This window comes from Galbibacter mesophilus, from assembly GCF_023721415.1.
GTDB classification, from domain to species: Bacteria; Bacteroidota; Bacteroidia; order Flavobacteriales; family Flavobacteriaceae; genus Galbibacter; species Galbibacter mesophilus.
In genome coordinates this window covers 953,266-974,648 of record NZ_JAMQVC010000002.1, presented here as the reverse complement: position 1 = coordinate 974,648, position 21,383 = coordinate 953,266, and the positions used below count along the sequence as shown (strand labels likewise).

The following is a 21,383-nucleotide window of genomic DNA, read 5'->3' as shown; positions in this document are numbered from 1 at the left end:
ATGAGTTAATAAGTTAAAAAGTGAAAGGTTAAAAGTTTCGTTTACTTCTAACCACGAGGCTGATACCTCAAGCTTTACTAATTCCAGTGTTCATCGAAGTCGAAATCGTCGTAACTGTCTACGTCGAAACCGTCGTTTTCGCTATCGTTTTCAGAAATATCTTCAGCTTCAAATTTTTTAACGGGTGGGGCATCTGGTAATTGTCCGTGAACATAAAGTAAGTTTGGATAGGTATTTCCATCCTCCTTTTCAGCCATATCGGCCAATTCTACAAAGAACGTCCACATACTGAAAAAATCGTACACATAAATAAGATTACGGTTGTCTTCATCCAATAAATCTTCTACGTAGGTTTCAGCCATTAGTCGGACATCGCTACCGGTTTCACTCATATCAAAAAGAGCAATTTCTTCACCTTGATTCCATTCTTCGTCGCTCACATAAAAAGAGGCCATTTCGGTTCCATCAAAGCCAAAAGCTTGGGAAACGGCGTTATGAAAATCTTCCAAAGTGCTGTTTCCTTCCACTTCAATATCCCTAAATACGTCTTCTTCAGCGTCTAATATTATTCTAAATTTATAGATCATTTCAATTGATTTTTCAGCGTGGTGCAAGTTACAAAGAATTCGATGGAAAATAGTATTCAACCCCCAAATAGGGACACCTTTTTTACAACGAATTTGATAACCGAACTCAGGTTAATGGGTTTAGATTTTTGAAGAAAACTTCTTAATATTCTTATTTTGATAGGCCTCTAGCAATAAGTAAAATTGAACTCCAAATAAAAGAGAAGCAAAAACGAGGTGTAGCGCCTGACTGCCAAATGGAAAATGAAAATAGTACATGGCGATTCCTGTAATTATTTCCAACGTGATAAAAGCCATGACCCAATTTACTTTGGTATAACCCAAGACATATTTTTTGTTTCTGAAGAATACAAAAAGATTTACAAGAAACACCAATATGGATAAACTGCGGTGCAGGTAAAAATCGATTTCTGGATTGGATAACCATTGATTTTTAGCAGCTTCACCGAAAACAGTAGACTGTTCATCTATAAATTGCCGCACTTGTGTTCCCAAAACTATTTGAACTAGGGTTAGAAGTAAGGCGAAAATCAAGAAATTGGTAAAAAGTTTGTCATTTTTAAACGACTTCTTTTTGTCTTTTGTTAAACGGATTATCATTAAAATAAAGGCTACAATAATCAATGCCATTACCATATGAAGCGTAATTCTAACTGGTGCCAACACCGAATACACCACGGTAGCACCTAACCACGCTTGGAAACCCATTCCAAATACGGTAAGCCACGCTAGAATAGGGATCCATTTATTTTTCTTCCGATAGCCTAGGGAAGCAAATGCTAAAATTAAAGTAGCAAAACCTGCCAAAGCACCAAACAATCTATTGATATATTCAACCCAGGTGTGGGTGGGATTAAATTTAGCATAATCGTGTTTGGTATATGTATTCCAATGAGACTCATCATAAGAAGCGCCAGTAATAAAATCTTCTTTCGCTACCTTTAAGGTTTCGTTTACGATAATTACTTGTCCTTTTTTAAAAGATCGTTCTGATTGCCATTCCAGTTGCGAAATTTCGGTAGGAGGGATGTAATATCCAAAACATTTTGGCCAATCGGGACAGCCCATTCCGCTACCCGTCATTCTAACCACTGCACCTGCTACGATTACCAAATACACCAATACTAAGGTGACTTTTGCTATTTTTCTAAAGTTTTTTTTCACTTTTCAAGGTTCAAAGGTTCAAAGGTTCAAAGGCTGTTTCAATTTTTGCAAAACAAGATATTCTGTTCTATTCTTTGGTTTTAATCGGTTTTAAACCCAATTTTTTGCCTCTTTTCAGCATGAATTCGTAAGCGGCGTCGTGTTCGTTGGGGATTTCACCCTCCAAAATAGCTTCTTTAATGGCCTCTTTTATGATTCCAATCTCCTTTGAAGGTTTTAAATTGAAAGTTTCCATGATTTCTGCACCGTCCACTGGAGGTTGAAAATTTCTTACATGGTCTCTTTCTTCCACCTCTGCTATTTTATCCCGAACGACTTTAAAGTTGTTGTGATATTTTTTATAGCGTTTCGGATTTTTAGTAGTGATATCGGCCTCACAAAGTGTCATTAAATCTTCCACATGGTTGCCGGCATCAAAGATGAGTCGCCTAACAGCTGAATCGGTAACAATATCTTGCGCCAAAACAATGGGGCGTGAACTCATAAGCACCAGTTTCTGCACGAGCTTCATTTTGTCGTTTAATGGCATTCGCAGGCGTTTAAATAGCTTATAAACCATTTTAGACCCCACAAATTCATGTCCGTGAAAAGTCCAGCCTATTTTATCATCAAACTTTTTGGTAGGAGCTTTTCCAATATCGTGTAATAAAGCTGCCCATCGGAGCCATAAATTATCGGTGTTTTTAGCGATATTATCAACCACTTCCAAAGTGTGCCAGAAGTTATCTTTATGCTTTTGTCCTTCCTTTTCTTCAATACCTTGTAAGTTGGTAAGTTCTGGCATAATCAATTTCAGAAGTCCCGTTTCAAACAACAGACTAAAGCCTACAGAAGGTTTTTTACTCAGCAATATTTTATTGAGTTCATCTACAATGCGTTCCTTGGAGATGATTTTAATTCGATTTTTATTTTTCTTAATCGCTTCTAAGGAAGAAGCTTCAATTTTAAAATTAAGTTGAGAGGCAAATCGGATGGCACGCATCATGCGTAAAGGGTCATCGGAGTAGGTAATACTTGGATCTAAAGGGGTTCTAATAATTTTTTTCTTCAAATCCGAAACTCCGTCAAAAGGATCCAACAATTCACCAAAGTTCTCTTCATTTAGAGAGATAGCCAATGCATTTATCGTAAAGTCGCGTCGGTTTTGGTCGTCTTCTAGGGTTCCATTTTCAACCACCGGTTTTCGGCTATCGAAATGGTAACTTTCCTTTCTAGCTCCTACAAATTCCACTTCTAGCTCCTCATGACGAAGCATAGCAGTACCAAAATTTTTAAATACGGATACTTTTGTTTTCTTCGGAAGTTCCTCCGCTACTTTTTCAGCTAACTCAATGCCACTTCCCAAAGCCACGATATCGATATCTTTTGGAGTACCTCTTTTTAACAAAAAATCCCTTACGTAGCCGCCGATAACATAGCTTTTTAGTTGTAACTCTTTTGAAGCGTCAGCAATAACCTCAAAGATTGGGTTTTGTATGGCGGTATGGTAGTTTTTTTTAGACATTCAATATTTTTTATGCCATGGATGCACGAATAATTATATTTAATAAACGATTCTTCTGTGATCTAATTAATATTTGTACAATTAGCTAAATAGTTGTTTTTATAGACAATTTCTGAAAATCCGCTTTAAAGCTCATCATACTCCTCGAAGAGAACTCCTATTATTTTATAGCTCTCATCTTTATAATTCGATTTACTCATAAAATATTAGTGTATCCGTGGCTTGAAAGATAATAGTAAACACTATTAACTCTCAATTACTTCCTAATCACTTTTACCAAAGCGTCATTTCCGATTTTAATAATAGATGATGGTTTTGCGTTTTTCTTTTCGCGATGCAAATTTACCACATAGTCGACACCTTTTAAAATTTCCGAAGAAATTTCTGAATAGCTTTGAGGAGTTGGCATTCCACTAATATTTGCGGAAGTCGAAATTATAGGTCTTTTAAACTGGCGGATCAGTTTTTGGCAGAATTCATCTGAAGCCACGCGGATAGCCAAAGTATTATCAGCGGCAATTAAATTTTTAGCCACGTTTATGGGCTGATCGTAAATAATAGTAGTAGGCTTGGTTGCCAAATCAATAATATCGTAGGCGGCTTCTGGTATATCGTAAACATGTTTTTGAAGCATTCTTACATCAGAAACTAGGCAAATTAATGCTTTGCTATCGTCCCTTTTTTTAAGCTCATATACTTTTTTTATAGCCTCTGGATTGGTCGCATCGCAGCCAATACCCCAAACTGTATCAGTAGGGTAGAGTATGAGTCCGCCATTGTTTAGCGTCTCTAGTGTTTTTTGTATTTCTTGGTGCATGGTTATATTTTTATTCCTTTATTATGCCGTTTTCGCAGTAGGTCAATTCGTCGGCGATGGTTGTCTTGTAAATTTCCAAATTTTTCTCATACATACCTCTGCTTAGTAAAGGATGATGTAAATGGTATAAAATGCCGGCATGCCTTAAATGAAATAATTTCTTTTTAGCATTAACGAGACGTTGAGCAAATTCTGCATCCTCTGGACCCCAACCTTCAAAATCTTCATTGTACCCATTTACGAGTAAGGCATCTTCTTTCCAATAGGACATGTTACACCCGTAAGCTGCGTCATTTTTATTTATTGAGTACAGAATAGAACGCTTATTAGCGAGTTTATAACTTTTATACTGGTACTTCAGGTTAAATTTACTTCCTACGTTAAGGATTAAAAAGTTTGGTTTGACTTTTTTTTGAAGAAGAAGTGAGCTAGGTATGGGAAAAAGCATCGCTCTTAGGCCGCAAATAAATTGTTCTTTCTTGGCGAAATGAAGATGGTCTTTAATAAAGTCTTTATGAAGAATACAATCACCATCCGTTTGAATAATATAATCTGATTGTATTTTTCTAATACAATTATTCAAAATGGTAGACTTACGGTAACCATTGTCTTCATGCCATTCATGGATAATGTTAAGATGATTGTTTTTTGATTTAAATTTTTGAATTAAATCAGCTGTTTTGTTATTAGAACCGTCATCAGCGATAAAAATTTCATCAGGAATCAACGATTGTTTCTTAACACTTTCCAAGACCAATTCTAGCGCTTCAGGCCAATTGTAGGTTGCTATAATTAAAGCGACTGTCATTTTTAAACTTCTATGTGTTTTATTCCTTGTGTGCAGAATTTTAAATCATTATCTATGGTGCTCTGGAATATCTGCATGTTTTTATCAAGCATTTTTCGAGATAAATATGGATGATCTATGTGAAATATAATACATGCATGCCTTATTTGCAGCATTGCGCAATTGGTGTTTAATAACCTTTGAGCAAACTCAGCATCTTCTGGTCCCCATCCAACAAATAATTCATTATAACCGTTAATTTTTAAAACATCCTTTTTCCAATAAGACATGTTGCACCCAATGGGTACTCTGGATTGATTTGTATTAAATAAGTTAGATTTCTTTTTTGAAAGACCATAATTTCTATATTGGTATTTAAAATGGAATTTGCTTCCTAAATGCAGAAAAAAAGAGGTTGTAGGAATTGTTCTTGAGATGAAAAGATCTGACATTTTTTTAGTAAGCATCGTTCGATTTCCACAAATAAATTGATTTGGTTCGGAAAAATGCAAATGATCTTTTACAAAATCCTTATGCAGAATGCAGTCACCATCCGTTTGGATGATGTAGTCCGATTTAATTCCTGATATCGTTTTATTTAGAATTTTAGACCTTTGATAGCCTGTATCCTCATGCCAAACATGAATGATATTCAAATCAGGATTTTTTTGAGAAAACTCATTTATTGTAGATTTAGTTTTCTCACCAGAGCCATCGTCAGCAATAAATATCTCATCAGGGATTACCGACTGAGATTTTACACTTTCTAAAACCAATCTTAGGGCTTCTGGCCAATTATATGTAGTAATTATTAGGGCAACACTCATTTTTAAGAATTGTAAACGGATTGATACATTTTATGATAATTATTCTTCATAACCTCCAAGGTGAATTTTTCGTTAACCAAAATATTAGCGTTATTGGTTATCTTATTTTTTAAATTATCATCACGGAGTAAGGTGAGCGTATTTTCGGCTAAAGCTTTTGCATCTTTTATAGGAGATATCATCCCCGTTTTTTCTTGTACAATAGCTTCATTTATACCCCCAGCACTGGTAGAAACTACAGGAACTTTAGCTGCAAATGCCTCGAAAATACTTAACGGAAGCCCTTCAATTATAGAAGACATTAACAAAATGTCTATTTCCGGTAAAATATCTGCAATATCGCTTCGGAAACCTGTGAATATAATTTTGCTTTCTAATCCTACTTTTTTCTTATAATCTGATAATTCATCATGAAGTTCTCCACCGCCAATTACAAAAAACTGTAATGGACCGTCGTAGTTATCAGAAATAATTTTTGCGGCATCGATGAATGTATAAATATCCTTTTGTTCGGTTAGGCTGGCTATATTTGCAATTACAGTGGTTTCGCTATCAAGTTTATATTCTTTTTTAAGAATATCCTTTTTCTCCCTGTTTTCAAAATTCTTAACATCAATCCCGTCATATATTGTTTCCAAATGGCTGGTTTTTTTGAGAATATCTTTAAAAACATCTTTCACAGCGTCTGACACACAAACGATTCGGTCGATGCGTTTATGATTGTATTTAAGCCTTTTGAAGAAATTTTTACTGATTGGGTTATTCCTTTTTCGTGAATACACCAACTTAACCTTCGGGAATGAATTAATCATTAATAAGGTTAAAGAAAACGCATTGGAATCGTGAACATGTATGATGTCTATCGCTTCCTTTTTTACAATTTCTTTTATTTTTTTCAGAAATTTCAGAGACTGTTTAGATTTCCGACTTGCGGTAAAATAAGGTACATCCGAATCCTGTAGTTTTTCAGAAAGAACAGACCCTTCTGGACAAAGAATAAATTGCTCGATATCGGTATAATCTTTCATTAGATTGTAGGTGGTGAGCATTTGTGCATCTCCACCTCTCCATTCCACAATCGTTGTAATATGTAGTATTTTCATTTTAATTGATTCAAAAATAACCTTAGTTTCTTTGTGAAAAGTTCTGGTAAAAACTTTTCATATAGTTCGGTATTATCCTTTTTATATGTTTTGTACTTCTTTGAGCGGTACAACTCGGGATGATAATCTTGAAGGTGTACGGCTTGGTGCGTTTTGGAATTTTCACTAGCCCACTCATCTTTATCAATCCACGGCGAAAAAATGGCAAACGAAGGAATATTTAAAGCTTTCGCCATGTTTATAGCCCCTCCCTCATTTCCTACAATCGCCTCACAAGATGATAATATAGCAATAAATTTACGAAGCGATGGTGCAAAGACATCCATTGCAATCTTTTCCTTTGTTTCTGGGCTGCAAAGATTGTATATTTTTCTTACATCGTCAATTTGTGAAGGGATATAATTAAACAATATAGTACACTCCAAATTTGCGATTTGATCTATTACTTGTGCCATATATTGAAAGGGATAACTTTTGGACAAACTACTCCCTAGTATGGAAACCATGTATATTGGTTTGGTTATATCTATATTGTTCGATTCTAGAAATTGAATCGCATCATTCTTTTCTATTTCAGTTAAATAAATACTTGGTTTGGTTTCAAACGCCTTCTTTTCTTTACTCGCTACCAATGGCTCCAATAATTGTAAACGATTATAAATAGTATAGTTTTTACCGTTTATGCTGTGATTAAGTCGTTTTATAGGGTGAGAGTAGATTAGTTTTGTGTACCATTTGTAGTATGCGATTTTCATTTTAGCACCTACGAGCAAAGAAATAATGTTGGTCTCCAATTTGCCATAGATATCAATTATGGCATCGTAATTTTCACGATTTAATCTCTTTGTCAGTTTAAGCAACTCCAACTTGCTTTTTCGGTAAGCTGGCTTAAAGTCGATAATGACATCGATATACGGATTTTCTGCAATTACGGGTATGGTATGGGAGTGCACCATATAATGCACTGTACAATCGTTATGCAGCTTTTTTAAATTTTCACAAAGTAGGGAGCTGGTAAGAACATCCCCTATCATTTTTTGTTGAATAATCAATACTTTCAAAACACAACCTTTAAATTGCAAAAGAACAATAAAATAACGTAGAATACACGAAATTTAGAACATGTTTGTGAGATTTAAATCAAATAGAAACATAATAGTTTTATCTTTGTTTTTTTAAAATAGAGAGTATGTTTAGCGATTTAGCGTTTAAAATTTTTGAAGAAAGTATCAACCAGTACCATATAAAAGATGATGTAAACGAACCTTGCAAGAATCCTTATCCTAAGGATAGTATTGAACATCTTTTATATTTGAAAAATTGGATTGATACAGTGCAATGGCATTACGAAGACATTATAAGGGACCCAAACATTGATCCTGTAGCGGCATTGGAATTAAAAAGAAAAATTGATGCTTCCAATCAACATAGAACCGATGTTGTTGAATATATAGATAGTTATTTCTTAAATAAGTTCCGAGATGTATCTCCCAAAGCGGAGGCCAGTATTAACTCTGAAAGTCCGGCTTGGGCTATCGATCGATTTTCAATCTTAGCTCTTAAGATTTATCATATGAAGGAAGAGGTTGAAAGAACAGATGTAAGCAAAGAGCATACAGATCAATGTCAGCAGAAATTAGACATTCTTCTAGAACAAAAGAAAGATTTGGGAACAGCTATTGATGCCCTTCTTAAGGATATTGAAAATGGAGAAAAGTACATGAAGGTTTACAAGCAAATGAAGATGTATAATGACGAAACCTTAAATCCAGTACTTTACAAACAAAAGTAAGTATGAAAATACTAATCACCGGTGCAGCCGGATTTATTGGATCGCATACGGCAGAGTTTTTTGCAAATCAAGGGCATGAAGTTTATGGGGTTGATAATTTCTCCAGCTACTACGATGTCAATTTGAAAAAAATGAATGCTGAGGATATTCAAAAGGCTGGGGTGCATCTTATTAAAGCGGATTTTACGGAAAGCCTGTTTGGTAAGCTTCCTGCTGAATTCGATTATGTTTTTCATTTTGCCGCGCAACCGGGGATATCCGCAACTACCTCTTTGGAGGAATATGTGCAGAATAATATTTTTGCTACCCAAAATTTGTTGGATTGCGTAAAGGAATCTTCTCCCAACTTAAAACTTTTCGTAAATATTGCTACCTCTTCCATTTATGGAAAAGAAGCCACCCTTGCAGAAACAGAAGTGCCCAAACCGGTTTCGTTTTACGGAACTACAAAATTGGCTGCAGAACAACTGGTGTTAGGGGAGCAGCGTTCTGGCAAACTTAATGCGTGTTCGTTACGTTTGTATTCGGTTTATGGTCCGCGTGAGCGTCCTGAAAAGCTTTATACAAAACTGATAAAGAGCATTTACGGGCAGACAACTTTTCCCCTGTTTAAAGGAAGCGAGAAACACTCCCGTAGTTTTACCTATGTTGGCGATATTGTAGAAGCAATGGTTGCTGTGTTGGGTAAAGAAGAAAAAATAAACGGAGAAATTATTAATATCGGTTCGGATATTGAGTATACGACCCAGCAGGGGATTGAACTGGTGGAAAAAATTATTGGACAAAAAGCTAATATTGAAACTACACCGCCTAGACCAGGCGATCAATTACGGACTACAGCATTAATCGATAAAGCTCGGAATTTATTAAACTATGAGCCAAAAACGTCTTTTGAAAGCGGATTGAAAAAGCAAGTAGAATGGTATCGCGAGAAATTACTAGTTTGAAGGAGTTTTTAGTTTGAAGTCTCTCTTTTTGTTTAAAATCTGAACAACGAACAACGAACAACGAGCAATTTTGCCATTTGTAATCTCTCCAACTTTTCGGTTCAATAACCCTTCCTTTAGGTTCATAAACCAACTGATTAGGTTCAATCATATTCCACTTATGTATTAATACAGAGCTTTTAGGTTGAATCATACAATTTTTAGGTCTTGAAGCCAAAGTTTTAGGTCTCGAGGCTAAAACTTTAGGTTGTAAGCCTAAAACTTTAGGTTAAACACCTAAAAGTTTAGGTAAGACACCTAAAACTTTTAAAAAATAACCTAAAAATTTAGCTGTTCTACCTAAACGTTTGGGTGTGCTACCCAAAAACTTCATCATTTAACCTAAAAAGAAGGTTATTCAGGGCAAAAACTACATAAAACAAGTAAATATATGGGCTTTTGAAGCCAAAAGACAGGAGCACGAAGACGGACAATTGAAGCTGGAGTTTTTAATGGTTTCTAGTTTGAAGTTTCTGTTTCTGTCCTATATAACTAAGAACTTTTCCACTCTGCACCTCTACCCTCAGCACCTTAACAGCTCAACGATTTAACAGATCAACGATTAACCAACTAACTACCTACTGCGATTGCCTACTGCTTACTGTAAAGCTTCACCACTCAACAAATAAACAAAAACCTGCTAACCTTTTATAAATATAACTTGTAGTCGATGGCATTTATAGTATTTTTGAAATCTATTTGCTGAAAAATTCATGATTGCATTTAAAGAATTGTTAGATACGGCGGTGAAAGCTTCTCTGGAAGCCGGTGCTGAGATTTTGAAGATTTACGAAAGGGACGATTTTGAAGTTTCCTCAAAACAGGATAATTCTCCGATTACGTTGGCAGACAAAGATGCAAACCGGATTATTGTAAGTCATTTACAAGAAACGGGCATACCAATTATCAGTGAGGAAAGTAAGACTTTGGATTACGAAGAGCGGAAAAAATGGAAGCGTTGTTGGATTGTAGATCCGTTGGACGGCACCAAGGAGTTTATCAAAAGAAACGGAGAATTTACGGTCAATATTGCTTTAGTGGAAGATGGAGCTCCTGTTTTAGGGGTAATTTATGTGCCAGTGACTAATATGTTATATTTTTCAGATGTGGAAAAGAAAAAAGCCTTCCGTATACAATTGGAACATTTTTCAGAAGACTATAAAAAGTTATCAGAAGAATTGCCTCAAAAAAGGGAATTGACTTCCGAAGTAAAAATAGTGGGAAGCCGTTCTCATTTTTCTTCAGAAACAAAGAAATATATTGAGAAACTAAATGATGATGGAAAGAACATTACCTTCGTTTCGGTGGGTAGTTCGCTGAAATTTTGTTTATTGGCGGAAGGAAAAGCAAATGTATACCCAAGATTTTCGCCCACCATGGAATGGGATACCGCAGCGGGACATGCAATTTGCAAGGCGGTAGGTTTTGAAGTATTGCATAGCAAAACCGAAAAACCATTAACCTATAATAAAAAAGAGCTGGTAAACCCATCTTTTGTTGTACATTAATGCAAGATAAAAGTAGAAAAAGACACATAGCCAAAGCCGTCACATGGCGCATAGTAGGCACTATAGATACAATTTTATTGTCATGGATAATTTCGGGTAATCCCTTTACAGGATTAAAAATTGGCTTCGCAGAAGTGATTACAAAAATGATTTTGTATTATTTTCACGAGCGTATTTGGTTTAAAGCCAATGTTCCCGAAAGTAAAAAGCGTCACTTGTATAAAACGCTTACTTGGCGGGTCCTTGGAACAATTGATACCATGCTGTGGGCATGGATAATTTCCGGTAATCCGCTTACAGGATTAAAAATTGGCTTTGCCGAAGTGGTTACAAAAATGATATTATATTATTTGCACGAAAGGACATGGTATAAAATTAATTTCGGATTGGATAAACGTAAAAGCAACGCATAAAAGTGGGAGAGGATTTATATCCATATCAATTTAAAACAACGCAAGAGGACCGCAATTTGTTAAGCGGACACCATTCGTTGCTTATTTGGTTTACCGGATTATCGGGTTCGGGTAAATCTACTATTGCCGATGCGTTGGAGCAAAAATTAATTTCAGAAAAAGTACGCACCATGGTTTTGGATGGTGATAATGTGCGAGGTAGTTTGTGCAAAGGGTTGGATTTCAGTGCAGAAGATCGTTCTGAGAATCTACGCAGAGTAGCCGAAATAGCCGATTTATTATTGAAATCTGGAGCGGTTGTTTTGGCAAGTTTCGTATCACCCTACAAAAAAGATAGAGAATATGTAGAAAAGACAATAAAACCTAATATATTTGTCGAAGTATTTGTAAATACAAGCTTGGAGACCTGTAAAAAAAGAGACCCGAAAGGCTTGTACAAAAGGGCAGAAGAAGGGAGTTTAAAAAATCTAACAGGATTTAATGCTCCTTACGAAACTCCAGAAGCGGCCGATGTGGTGGTGGAAGAAAACGAAAGTGTGGCGGAAGCCGTTGAAAAAATATATAACGAAGTAAAAGATAAATTATACCTCTAAATGAGTAAGTATTATTTAAATTATTTAGACGAATTAGAATCGGAAGCAATTTATGTACTCCGAGAAGTATGGGCACAGTTTGACAATCCGGTTATTTTATTTTCCGGAGGAAAGGATTCTATTGTAGTGACCCATTTAGCAAAAAAAGCATTCTACCCTGCAAAGATTCCGTTTGCTTTGATGCACGTGGATACAGGGCATAATTTTCCAGAAACCATTAAATTCCGCGACGATTTAATTGAAAGTCTCGGCGTTCGACTTATAGTTGGTTCGGTACAAGAATCTATTGACCAAGGTCGTGTGGCCGAGGAGAAAGGGAAAAACGCAACACGTAACGCATTGCAGATTACTACTTTGTTGGATGCTATTGAAGATAACAAGGTAGATTGTGCTATTGGTGGTGGTCGCCGTGATGAGGAAAAAGCACGCGCCAAGGAGCGTTTCTTCTCCCATCGAGATGATTTCGGTCAGTGGGATCCTAAAAATCAGCGTCCGGAATTATGGAACATATTTAATGGGAAACATTTTGAAGGAGAGCATTTTAGGGCTTTTCCTATCAGTAACTGGACAGAAATGGATGTTTGGAACTACATCAACAGGGAAAACATTCAAATTCCGTCTTTATATTTTGCTCACGAACGCAAAGTAGTTTGGAGGAGTAATTCGTGGATTCCGTATTCTGAATTTCTTCAGTTAGAAGAAAATGAAGAAGTGGTAAGTAAGAAAATCCGTTTTCGAACTTTAGGTGATATTACCATTACCGGAGGAATAGAAAGTGATGCCGATACTGTTGAAAAAATCGCTCAAGAAGTATCTGCCATGCGACAAACCGAGCGCGGTAACCGTTCCGACGACAAGCGTTCTGAAACCGCCATGGAAGACCGGAAAAGACAGGGGTATTTTTAAGAATAAGGTTTGATACTATATATAGGCCTTATGCTTTATGCCTTATGCTCTGGGAGTAGATAATATGAGGGATTTTAAGAAATATAATGTTTGGAGTGTAAGTCATGAGTTTACTTTGGAAGTCTACAAAGTGACTAAAGATTTTCCTTCAGAAGAGAAATTTCAATTGATATCTCAAATGCAAAGGGCTGCATATTCAATACCATCAAATTTTAGTGAAGGATGTGGAAGAGATTCGGATAAAGACTTTAATAGATTTATTCAAATTTGTTTAGGATCAGCTCATGAATTGGAATATTTTATACTTCTTTCAAAGGATTTAAATTATATTTCGAATAATACATTTGAAAGATTGGATTTAAGGATTAATGAGATAAAAAGAAAACTATATAATTTAAGCAAAAAGTTAATAGCCTAGTGCATAAAGCTTATTGCCTAAAGCCAAAAATAATGCAGATAGACAACAACCAATTACTAAGATTTACCACAGCGGGAAGTGTGGACGATGGAAAAAGTACCTTAATAGGAAGACTTTTATTTGATTCCAAATCGATTTTCGAGGATCAGTTAGAAGCGATTGAAAGTACCAGTAAGAAAAAAGGTCATAATGGAGTAGATTTAGCTTTGTTCACCGACGGATTAAGGGACGAGCGCGAACAAGGAATTACTATTGATGTGGCTTACCGATACTTTACCACGCCTAAGCGTAAGTTTATTATTGCTGATACGCCCGGTCATATCCAATATACCAGGAATATGATTACGGGAGCCTCAACGGCCAACGCCGCCATTATTTTGGTGGATGCGCGTCACGGGGTCATCGAACAAACCAAGCGACATGCATTTATAGCTTCCTTGCTGCAGATTCCACACATCATTGTTTGTATCAATAAAATGGATTTGGTGGAGTTTAAAGAAGAAGCATACGATAAAATTATCGCTCAGTTCGAGGAGTTTTCTTCAAAATTATTAGTTAAAGACGTGCGTTTTATTCCGATTAGTGCCTTGTTGGGCGACAATGTGGTGAAGCGCTCTGAAAATATGGCTTGGTATCAAGGGGCTCCGTTGTTGCATACCTTGGAAACCATGCATATAAGCAGCGATATAAATAAAGTTGATGCTCGTTTTCCTGTTCAAACGGTGTTGAGACCGCAAAGCGACGAACATAGGGATTATCGTGGCTACGCTGGTAGAATTGCCAGCGGAATCTTTAGAAAAGGTGATGAAATTACCGTGATGCCATCTGGTTTTACTTCGAAAATTAAGTCAATAGATACCCTTGAAAATGAACTGGATGAAGCCTACGCGCCAATGTCGGTTTCCATTACTTTGGAAGATGATATAGACATTAGCCGTGGGGATATGATTGTACGAACCAAAAACAAACCCGAGTCGTCTCAAGATCTGGAAGTGATGCTATGTTGGTTGAACAATGAAGCCGCCAAACCAAGAACAAAGTATGTAGTAAGGCACACATCCAATGAGCAGATGGCGATGGTAAAAGAGGTTATTTATAAAATTGATATCAATACCTTAGCCCGAAGCAGTGAAGATAAAGAAATGGGGATGAACGATATTTGCAAGGTAAAATTACGAACCACCAAGCCGTTGTTATTCGATTCATACAGGGAAAACCGAAACACCGGAAGCTTAATCCTAGTCGACCCCGCAACCAACCAAACCGTTGCTGCAGGTATGATTGTGTGATAGTTTGCTGAATTTATTTCAGCATCTTTCCAAAAGAAGTTTCAAGTTTTGTTCGGACTTCCCGCCCGAATGGCAGGCAGGGTTTCAGGGTCTTTCTGATGTCACCCTGAGAGCCTGTGCCGAAAGTGGCTTCAGTGTGTCGAACCATTGTATATGTAAATTGTTATACGGTTGCAAGAATTAAGTAGGCAGTTTTCAGTGTTCAGTAGCCAATAAAAGACTACTAACTAAAACCTCTGTGGATTTGCATCTCTTCACTTAGCGCCTTAGCAACTGAACGACTTAACAATTCAACAATAAAACAAATAACTACCTACTATAACACTTTGCCCCAGTGAAACTTTGCGCCTTTGTTGCTTCATAACTCAACAATTTAACAAATAAACACTCCAAGGTGATAGTAATAATTCTAAAAAAAACTTGGCTAGGAAATTGAATGTTGTATTTTTGAAGAATTATTGAAAAGTAGTCATGAAAACAATTTTAATAACGGGGGGCGCAGGCTTTATTGGCTCCCATGTTGTGCGTTTATTTGCAACGAAGTATACAGAGTATAGAATAATCAATTTAGATGCATTAACTTATGCAGGTAACCTCGAAAACCTCAAGGATATTGAAAATAATTCTAATTATAATTTTGTAAAAGGTGACATAGTAGACGCTGATTTCATTAATAAATTATTCAAAGAATATAAATTTGATGGTGTTGTTCATTTAGCTGCTGAAAGTCACGTGGACCGCTCAATAACCGATCCTTTAGCTTTTGTTAAAACCAATGTGATTGGTACAATGAACTTACTAAATGCTGCAAAGGATCTATGGAAAGATGATTTTACCAATAAAAGATTTTATCATGTAAGTACGGATGAAGTGTATGGTTCTCTAGGCGAAGAAGGGCTTTTTACTGAAGATACATCATACGAACCAAATTCTCCATATTCAGCTTCTAAAGCTAGTTCCGATCACTTTGTGAGAGCGTATGGAGAAACCTATGGATTGCCATATGTTATAAGCAATTGTTCAAATAACTATGGTCCTAATCACTTTCCTGAAAAATTGATCCCTCTTTTTATAAATAATATAGTCAATAAAAAGCCTTTACCTGTTTATGGGGATGGTAATTACACGCGTGATTGGCTTTACGTAATCGATCACGCAAGAGCTATAGATTTAGTTTTTCATAAAGGCGGAAATCAGGAAACTTATAATATTGGAGGTTTTAATGAATGGAAAAATATAGATTTGGTTAAATTGTTGTGTGGATTGATGGACAAGCGCCTAAATAGAAAACAAGGAGAGTCTGAAAAGTTAATAGCTTATGTGAAAGATAGACCAGGTCATGATTTACGCTATGCCATAGATGCCTCTAAAATTAACAAAGAACTAGGTTGGGAGCCTTCCGTTACCTTTGAGCAAGGGTTGGCCAAGACTATTGATTGGTATATTGATAATCAAGATTGGTTGCAGAAGGTAACATCGGGACAATACCAAAAATATTATTTTAACCAATATCAAAACTAGAGCAATGAAAGGAATTATTCTTGCAGGTGGTTCTGGAACAAGATTGCACCCATTAACACTCAGCGTAAGTAAACAGTTAATGCCTGTTTATGATAAGCCAATGATTTATTATCCACTTTCTACTTTAATGCGTGCCGGTATCAATGAGATTTTGATTATTTCGACGTCAAAAGATTTGCCATTATTTAAAGAGTTATTGGGTGATGGTAAAAAATATGGTTGTCAATTTGAATACGCAGTGCAGGCAGAACCAAATGGTCTGGCTGAAGCTTTTATTATTGGGGCAGAATTTATCGGTAAGGAAAAAGTCGCATTAATTTTAGGTGATAATATCTTTTATGGAACAGGTTTCAGTGAATTATTGCAAGCAAATAATGATCCCGACGGTGGAATAGTATACGCTTATCATGTTCATGATCCCGAGCGCTATGGGGTAGTAGAGTTTGATGCTAGAGGTAAGGCGATTTCTATCGAAGAAAAACCTGAAAATCCCAAATCAAATTATGCAGTTCCAGGAATATATTTTTATGATAATGAAGTAGTAAACATCGCTAAGAATATTAAGCCTAGCAACAGAGGTGAGTTGGAAATTACAGATGTTAATAAAGTATATTTAGAAAAAGGCAAATTAAAAGTAAGTATAATGGATAGAGGTACTGCTTGGTTGGATACGGGGACCTTTCAGTCCTTAATGCAAGCTTCCCAATTTGTAGAAGTTATAGAGGAACGCCAAGGGTTGAAAATTGGTGCAATTGAGGGAGCAGCCTATGAGATGGGTTATATTAATGAAAAAGAATTTAAACAATTAACAAGACCATTAATGAAAAGCGGTTATGGAAAGAACTTGTTAGGATTGTTAAAAGAAAGAAAGTAATTATGAGGCATACTAGAACTAAGCTGGAAGGTTGTGTTATAATAGAACCAAGTGTGTTTGAGGATGAAAGAGGATATTTTTATGAAAGTTTTAATCATCAACAATTTGAAAAGTCTATTGGCGAAAAAGTAAATTTTGTACAGGATAATCAATCTTTTTCGAAAAAAGGAGTGGTGAGAGCATTGCATTACCAGATTGGGGACCACGCTCAAGCAAAACTAGTGAGAGTTTTACAAGGAGCAGTGTTAGATGTAGCAGTAGATATTCGGAAAGGTTCAGAAACTTTTGGTGAATACGTAGCTGTAGAGTTATCCGCAAAAAATAAAAAGCAGTTGTTTATTCCACGAGGTTTTGCTCATGGGTTTGTAGCTTTGAGCGAAACGGCTGAATTCTTTTATAAATGTGATAATTATTATAATAAAGAGGCAGAAGGAGGTATAATCTATAATGATCCTACCATTAATATTGATTGGGTTTTAGATAAAGAAGAATTATTATTATCACCTAAAGATATAGAATTGCCACGATTGAAAAATGCACGATTATGACTAAAGTATTAGTTACTGGTGCCAATGGGCAGTTAGGGAGGTGTTTGCGAGATGTGGCTAAAGAGTTTCCCGAGTTATATTTTGATTTTAAAGACTCCAAAGACTTAGATATTACCAATAAATCTAATATTGAAGACTTTTTCCCCTCTCAGGCATATGATTATTGCATCAATTGTGCAGCATACACTGCAGTTGATAAAGCGGAACAAGAAAGTGATAAAGCCTTTTTGGTGAATGGAGAAGCGGTAAAATACTTAGCGTATGCTTGCAATAAAAATGAGGTTGTTTTTATACATATTTCCACCGACTTTGTGTTCGATGGAACTAAAAAAGACCCATATACTGAGGAAGATGAACCTAATCCAATTAGTGTTTATGGCGCTTCGAAATTAAAAGGTGAGCAATATGTACAAGAGATTCTAGATAATTATTTTATAGTTAGGACTTCTTGGGTGTATTCCGAGTATGGAAATAATTTCGTAAAAACCATGTTACGATTAGCTGAGGAAAGAGATGAAATTAATGTAGTGGGAGATCAAATTGGAAGTCCTACTTATGCGGGCGACTTGGCAAAGTTTTTAATTTTCTTAATAAACACGAAAAGCCAAAAATTTGGTACATATCATTATAGCAATGACGGCGAAATAAGTTGGTATGACTTTGCAATAGAAATATTTAGTTTGGCCAAACGATCAGTTAAGGTTAATAAAATAAAAACTAGAGATTTTAAATTGGCGGCTTTACGTCCAACTTATTCTAGTTTAAGTGGAGAAAAAATTTTAAATTTTCTCAATTATGAAAGAATTTTTTGGAAGATGGCTATAGTTAAAGTTTTAGAGGGTAAAAAATTATAGTATTTTTTAAACTTCGAAAGAAGATTTTTATGAATTGGATATCAACTAATTTCGATTTTAATTTATTTTGATATTATAAGTTCGTGAAAAAGCATCCGATTATAATTTTTTTAAAGAAAAAAAGGAAAAACCTTAATTAGATTTAAACAAATGATAATTATATCCTTTTAAACTATTTTAGTCATTTAATTCATCCAAAACATTAGAACTAGTTAATAATAATAGATTCAGATTAATGGAAAAAGAAGAGATAAGCGAAGTTATAAAAGGGAATTTTTGTGTTGGCTGTGGTGTTTGCGCAAGTAAGGAAAATTCTGCTTATGAGATGGTCACAACTAGAGAAGGGAGGTATAAAGCTAAATTGATTGATAACAACATTAATAAAATTAGACATGCTGATGGGCTTTGTCCCTTTTCTAAGTCTTCAAATAATGAGGATGTGTTAGCTAAGTCTAGATTTTCAGATATCAACAATATTAAGCATGATAATGAAATTGGTTATTATTTATCTTCCTATGCTGGCCATGTTAGTGAAGGAGAATACAGGGAACATGGAAGTTCTGGCGGGGGAGTATCTTGGCTTTTGAAAGAATTATTGAAAAATGATATGATCGATGCGGTAATTCATGTAAAGGAATCCAAAGAGAATGATAAACTTTTTGAATATAGTATTTCAAATAATTTAAACGAAGTAAGAAATGGAGCAAAGTCCAGATATTATCCTATAGAATTGTCAAAGGTTTTACAAGAGGTAAGAAATTCAGGATTTCAAAGATACGTAATAGTTGGCATACCTTGTTTTATAAAAGCAGTACGGAATCTTGCTGAGAAAGACGAAATAATTAAATCTCGCATTATTTTTTTTATTGGAATAGTTTGTGGGCATTTAAAAAGTAAACACTTTGCATCTTTATTTGCATGGCAACACAGAATACATCCTCAAAAACTAAAAAATATTGATTTTAGACATAAGCTACCTTCTAGTTCCGCAGCATTATATTCTGTGAAATTAGATTATTCTGAAGATAATATTCTGAAATCAAAAATATCAAAACCGGCAAGCGAACTATATGGGACTGACTGGGGATTGGGTTTTTTTAAATATAAGTCGTGCGATTTTTGTGATGATGTTATGGCTGAGACTGCTGATGTCGTATTTGGAGATGCTTGGGCAGCGGAATATAGAGAAGACTGGAAAGGAAGTAACTTAATAGTTACAAGAAACCATTTGATAGATGATTTGATTAATAATGGGATAAAAAATAAAAATTTAAAACTTGATGAAGTACAAAAAGATATTATTATTAAATCTCAATCAGGAAGTTTTAGACATAGGAGAAAAGGGTTGTCTTTTCGTTTACTGAGGCTTAATAATCTAGGGGAATGGTCTCCAACAAAAAGAGTAAAGGCTGGTGAGTATAAAGTTGATGAAAAATACAAAAATATACAAGAAGCAAGAATATGGTTTCAAGAAAAAGTTGATGATTTCTTTATAAAGGCGCTTGAGAAAAATAATTTTTCATACTTTAAATTAAGCCTATTCTTACCAATCATGAAATATAGGTTGATGGTTTATGGTATAAAAGGTTTAATTCCGAATACGCTTAAAGATTATTACAGAACGTACTTTAAAAATGTAAAATGATAAAAAGATTTTCCTTTGATAAAAAGTTTATTGAAAGTCTTTTTTCATTAAGTTCATCGCAGGTAGTTAACTATTTGAGTCCCATAATAACTTTTCCGATATTATTGAAAGAATTGGGTGTTGAAAAATATGGAGTAATTTCTACAGCATTTGCTTTGTCCTTGTTTTTAAGTATAATTTGTGATTATGGTTTCAGTGTTTCGGGAATTAAATTTTTTTTAGATAAATCTTCTGACAAGAATAAAGTTTTTGGAGCTATTTTCTTTATAAAGCTCAGCCTTGTCCTGTTTTCCATTTTAGCTTTTTTACTAGTAATCGGATTAGACGACTCTTATTTGAAATATAAAAATGTATTTGTCTTTAGTATGGGAATTTTTACTTCAAAGGCATTCAACTGTGATTGGTTCTTTCAGAGTATTGAGAAAATGAGATATATAATTTTTACTAATTTAATAGCAAATTTAATTTTCATTTTTGGGGTAGTTTTTTTTTATTTTTTCAAATTTAGTTTTGAGTATGTATCTCTTTTTAAATCTTTAGGCTTAGTTTTATCTGCCCTTTTTTCTTTCTTTATGGCTATTTTCCGAAACAACTTAAGGCTGACTTTTTCTAAAAAAGATTTTCTTAATTTCAGTAAAAACGCATTTCCGATATTTATGTCAACAATGGCAACGAATTTTTTTCGAAATACACCTCTATTATTAATTAAGAGTGTCTATTCGTTTGATGCAGTTGGGATTTACAGCTCTATCGATAAAGTGGTTGTATTAGGTAAACAAATTGTGATGATTATAACGCAAGCTTATTATCCCAAGTTGATTAGTGAATTTAATAAATCTTTCAGAAGCTATTATTATGTTTGGAAAAAAAGTTCTAAATATAGTTTTGTTTTGTCAGTAATGATTATGGCATTAATATTTATTTTAAAAAATGTTGTTTTTAATTTTTTTACTGAGCTTGGACAATATTCCTATTCAAAAGATTTCTTTTTAATTTTGCCGTTTTTAATTCCTTTACATAGTTTAATTAGTAGTTATGGAATTAATGGATTAATAGTTTTAGGTAAGAACAGGTATCTGGTTTTATCCCAAGTTTACCCAGTGTTAATTTATATTCTTACATGTATAGTATTAATATTTACTTCTGAGCCTCAAATCATTGTAATTCCATTTTTACTAATCATAGTTGATTTAACAATAGCATTTTCTCGTATTTATTTATTTAAAAAAACAATTAAAAATTACTAA

22 protein-coding genes are annotated in these 21,383 nt (G+C 34.8%); 14 read left to right on the top strand and 8 right to left on the bottom strand.

What is annotated here, in order from left to right:
• Positions 1-77: 77 nt before the first annotated feature.
• The 8 genes from NDQ75_RS11025 to NDQ75_RS10990 form a co-directional block, all read right to left on the bottom strand.
• Positions 78-587: an IS1096 element passenger TnpR family protein gene (locus NDQ75_RS11025; RefSeq protein ID WP_202027531.1), complete on the bottom strand. Its 510-nt coding sequence runs from the start codon at positions 585-587 to the stop codon at positions 78-80.
• Between the two features lie 120 nt (positions 588-707).
• On the bottom strand, positions 708-1,751 hold the full coding sequence (locus NDQ75_RS11020) for a COX15/CtaA family protein (RefSeq protein WP_202027530.1): 1,044 nt from the start codon (positions 1,749-1,751) through the stop codon (positions 708-710).
• Positions 1,752-1,818: 67 nt separating this feature from the next.
• Positions 1,819-3,255 carry a CCA tRNA nucleotidyltransferase gene (locus tag NDQ75_RS11015; RefSeq protein ID WP_202027529.1) on the bottom strand — a complete coding sequence of 479 codons (1,437 nt, stop codon included), beginning with the start codon at positions 3,253-3,255 and terminating at the stop codon, positions 1,819-1,821.
• Positions 3,256-3,511: 256 nt separating this feature from the next.
• Positions 3,512-4,072, bottom strand: coding sequence for an L-threonylcarbamoyladenylate synthase (locus NDQ75_RS11010; protein ID WP_202027528.1), 561 nt, complete (start codon positions 4,070-4,072; stop codon positions 3,512-3,514).
• 10 nt (positions 4,073-4,082) lie between these two features.
• Positions 4,083-4,880, bottom strand: coding sequence for a glycosyltransferase family 2 protein (locus NDQ75_RS11005; RefSeq protein WP_202027527.1), 798 nt, complete (start codon positions 4,878-4,880; stop codon positions 4,083-4,085).
• 2 nt (positions 4,881-4,882) lie between these two features.
• A complete protein-coding gene (locus tag NDQ75_RS11000; protein WP_202027526.1) occupies positions 4,883-5,686 on the bottom strand; it encodes a glycosyltransferase family 2 protein in 804 nt (267 codons plus the stop codon).
• A 2-nt stretch (positions 5,687-5,688) separates the two neighbouring features.
• Positions 5,689-6,789, bottom strand: a complete 1,101-nt coding sequence (locus NDQ75_RS10995; RefSeq protein WP_202027525.1) for a glycosyltransferase family 4 protein — start codon at positions 6,787-6,789, stop codon at positions 5,689-5,691.
• On the bottom strand, positions 6,786-7,850 hold the full coding sequence (locus NDQ75_RS10990) for a glycosyltransferase family 9 protein (RefSeq protein WP_202027524.1): 1,065 nt from the start codon (positions 7,848-7,850) through the stop codon (positions 6,786-6,788). The genes NDQ75_RS10995 and NDQ75_RS10990 overlap by 4 nt, the downstream gene beginning before the upstream one ends.
• A 128-nt stretch (positions 7,851-7,978) precedes the next feature.
• Here NDQ75_RS10990 and NDQ75_RS10985 point away from each other — a divergent pair, with 128 nt between their 5' ends.
• The 14 genes from NDQ75_RS10985 (at position 7,979) to NDQ75_RS10920 (ending at position 21,383) form a co-directional block, all read left to right on the top strand.
• Positions 7,979-8,581 carry a DUF4254 domain-containing protein gene (locus tag NDQ75_RS10985; protein WP_202027523.1) on the top strand — a complete coding sequence of 201 codons (603 nt, stop codon included), beginning with the start codon at positions 7,979-7,981 and terminating at the stop codon, positions 8,579-8,581.
• A gap of 2 nt (positions 8,582-8,583) precedes the next feature.
• On the top strand, positions 8,584-9,528 hold the full coding sequence (locus NDQ75_RS10980) for an NAD-dependent epimerase/dehydratase family protein (RefSeq protein WP_202027522.1): 945 nt from the start codon (positions 8,584-8,586) through the stop codon (positions 9,526-9,528).
• Positions 9,529-10,280: 752 nt separating this feature from the next.
• Positions 10,281-11,075, top strand: a complete 795-nt coding sequence (gene cysQ / locus NDQ75_RS10975; RefSeq protein WP_202027521.1) for a 3'(2'),5'-bisphosphate nucleotidase CysQ — start codon at positions 10,281-10,283, stop codon at positions 11,073-11,075.
• On the top strand, positions 11,075-11,488 hold the full coding sequence (locus NDQ75_RS10970) for a DUF2061 domain-containing protein (RefSeq protein WP_202027520.1): 414 nt from the start codon (positions 11,075-11,077) through the stop codon (positions 11,486-11,488). The genes cysQ and NDQ75_RS10970 overlap by 1 nt, the downstream gene beginning before the upstream one ends.
• Before the next feature lie 2 nt (positions 11,489-11,490).
• Positions 11,491-12,081, top strand: coding sequence for an adenylyl-sulfate kinase (gene cysC, locus NDQ75_RS10965; protein ID WP_202027519.1), 591 nt, complete (start codon positions 11,491-11,493; stop codon positions 12,079-12,081).
• Positions 12,082-12,987 carry a sulfate adenylyltransferase subunit CysD gene (cysD, locus tag NDQ75_RS10960; protein ID WP_202027518.1) on the top strand — a complete coding sequence of 302 codons (906 nt, stop codon included), beginning with the start codon at positions 12,082-12,084 and terminating at the stop codon, positions 12,985-12,987.
• 64 nt (positions 12,988-13,051) lie between these two features.
• Positions 13,052-13,405: a four helix bundle protein gene (locus NDQ75_RS10955; protein ID WP_202027517.1), complete on the top strand. Its 354-nt coding sequence runs from the start codon at positions 13,052-13,054 to the stop codon at positions 13,403-13,405.
• A 32-nt stretch (positions 13,406-13,437) separates the two neighbouring features.
• Positions 13,438-14,694 carry a sulfate adenylyltransferase subunit 1 gene (locus NDQ75_RS10950; protein WP_202027516.1) on the top strand — a complete coding sequence of 419 codons (1,257 nt, stop codon included), beginning with the start codon at positions 13,438-13,440 and terminating at the stop codon, positions 14,692-14,694.
• 471 nt (positions 14,695-15,165) lie between these two features.
• Complete coding sequence (rfbB, locus tag NDQ75_RS10945) at positions 15,166-16,215, top strand: dTDP-glucose 4,6-dehydratase (RefSeq protein ID WP_202027515.1); 1,050 nt, start codon at positions 15,166-15,168, stop codon at positions 16,213-16,215.
• Positions 16,216-16,219: 4 nt separating this feature from the next.
• The gene (gene rfbA, locus NDQ75_RS10940; protein WP_202027514.1) at positions 16,220-17,089 is read left to right on the top strand and encodes a glucose-1-phosphate thymidylyltransferase RfbA; all 870 of its coding nucleotides are present in this window, start codon (positions 16,220-16,222) and stop codon (positions 17,087-17,089) included.
• Positions 17,090-17,091: 2 nt separating this feature from the next.
• On the top strand, positions 17,092-17,637 hold the full coding sequence (gene rfbC / locus NDQ75_RS10935) for a dTDP-4-dehydrorhamnose 3,5-epimerase (protein ID WP_202027513.1): 546 nt from the start codon (positions 17,092-17,094) through the stop codon (positions 17,635-17,637).
• Complete coding sequence (gene rfbD, locus NDQ75_RS10930; RefSeq protein WP_202027512.1) at positions 17,634-18,491, top strand: dTDP-4-dehydrorhamnose reductase; 858 nt, start codon at positions 17,634-17,636, stop codon at positions 18,489-18,491. The genes rfbC and rfbD overlap by 4 nt, the downstream gene beginning before the upstream one ends.
• Before the next feature lie 235 nt (positions 18,492-18,726).
• The gene (locus tag NDQ75_RS10925; RefSeq protein WP_202027511.1) at positions 18,727-20,136 is read left to right on the top strand and encodes a Coenzyme F420 hydrogenase/dehydrogenase, beta subunit C-terminal domain; all 1,410 of its coding nucleotides are present in this window, start codon (positions 18,727-18,729) and stop codon (positions 20,134-20,136) included.
• Positions 20,133-21,383 carry an oligosaccharide flippase family protein gene (locus tag NDQ75_RS10920; RefSeq protein WP_202027510.1) on the top strand — a complete coding sequence of 417 codons (1,251 nt, stop codon included), beginning with the start codon at positions 20,133-20,135 and terminating at the stop codon, positions 21,381-21,383. Before NDQ75_RS10925 ends, NDQ75_RS10920 begins: the two co-directional genes overlap by 4 nt.

Excerpts from the sequence above, each read along its gene's own strand:
- NDQ75_RS11025 (WP_202027531.1), bottom strand. The coding sequence starts at position 587 with ATGATCTATAAATTTAGAATAATATTAGACGCTGAAGAAGACGTATTT.
- NDQ75_RS11015 (WP_202027529.1), bottom strand. The coding sequence starts at position 3,255 with ATGTCTAAAAAAAACTACCATACCGCCATACAAAACCCAATCTTTGAG.
- NDQ75_RS11010 (WP_202027528.1), bottom strand. The coding sequence starts at position 4,072 with ATGCACCAAGAAATACAAAAAACACTAGAGACGCTAAACAATGGCGGA.
- NDQ75_RS11005 (WP_202027527.1), bottom strand. The coding sequence starts at position 4,880 with ATGACAGTCGCTTTAATTATAGCAACCTACAATTGGCCTGAAGCGCTA.
- NDQ75_RS11000 (WP_202027526.1), bottom strand. The coding sequence starts at position 5,686 with ATGAGTGTTGCCCTAATAATTACTACATATAATTGGCCAGAAGCCCTA.
- NDQ75_RS10995 (WP_202027525.1), bottom strand. The coding sequence starts at position 6,789 with ATGAAAATACTACATATTACAACGATTGTGGAATGGAGAGGTGGAGAT.
- NDQ75_RS10985 (WP_202027523.1), top strand. The coding sequence starts at position 7,979 with ATGTTTAGCGATTTAGCGTTTAAAATTTTTGAAGAAAGTATCAACCAG.
- NDQ75_RS10980 (WP_202027522.1), top strand. The coding sequence starts at position 8,584 with ATGAAAATACTAATCACCGGTGCAGCCGGATTTATTGGATCGCATACG.
- cysQ (WP_202027521.1), top strand. The coding sequence starts at position 10,281 with ATGATTGCATTTAAAGAATTGTTAGATACGGCGGTGAAAGCTTCTCTG.
- NDQ75_RS10970 (WP_202027520.1), top strand. The coding sequence starts at position 11,075 with ATGCAAGATAAAAGTAGAAAAAGACACATAGCCAAAGCCGTCACATGG.
- cysD (WP_202027518.1), top strand. The coding sequence starts at position 12,082 with ATGAGTAAGTATTATTTAAATTATTTAGACGAATTAGAATCGGAAGCA.
- NDQ75_RS10955 (WP_202027517.1), top strand. The coding sequence starts at position 13,052 with ATGAGGGATTTTAAGAAATATAATGTTTGGAGTGTAAGTCATGAGTTT.
- NDQ75_RS10950 (WP_202027516.1), top strand. The coding sequence starts at position 13,438 with ATGCAGATAGACAACAACCAATTACTAAGATTTACCACAGCGGGAAGT.
- rfbB (WP_202027515.1), top strand. The coding sequence starts at position 15,166 with ATGAAAACAATTTTAATAACGGGGGGCGCAGGCTTTATTGGCTCCCAT.
- rfbA (WP_202027514.1), top strand. The coding sequence starts at position 16,220 with ATGAAAGGAATTATTCTTGCAGGTGGTTCTGGAACAAGATTGCACCCA.
- rfbC (WP_202027513.1), top strand. The coding sequence starts at position 17,092 with ATGAGGCATACTAGAACTAAGCTGGAAGGTTGTGTTATAATAGAACCA.
- rfbD (WP_202027512.1), top strand. The coding sequence starts at position 17,634 with ATGACTAAAGTATTAGTTACTGGTGCCAATGGGCAGTTAGGGAGGTGT.
- NDQ75_RS10925 (WP_202027511.1), top strand. The coding sequence starts at position 18,727 with ATGGAAAAAGAAGAGATAAGCGAAGTTATAAAAGGGAATTTTTGTGTT.
- NDQ75_RS10920 (WP_202027510.1), top strand. The coding sequence starts at position 20,133 with ATGATAAAAAGATTTTCCTTTGATAAAAAGTTTATTGAAAGTCTTTTT.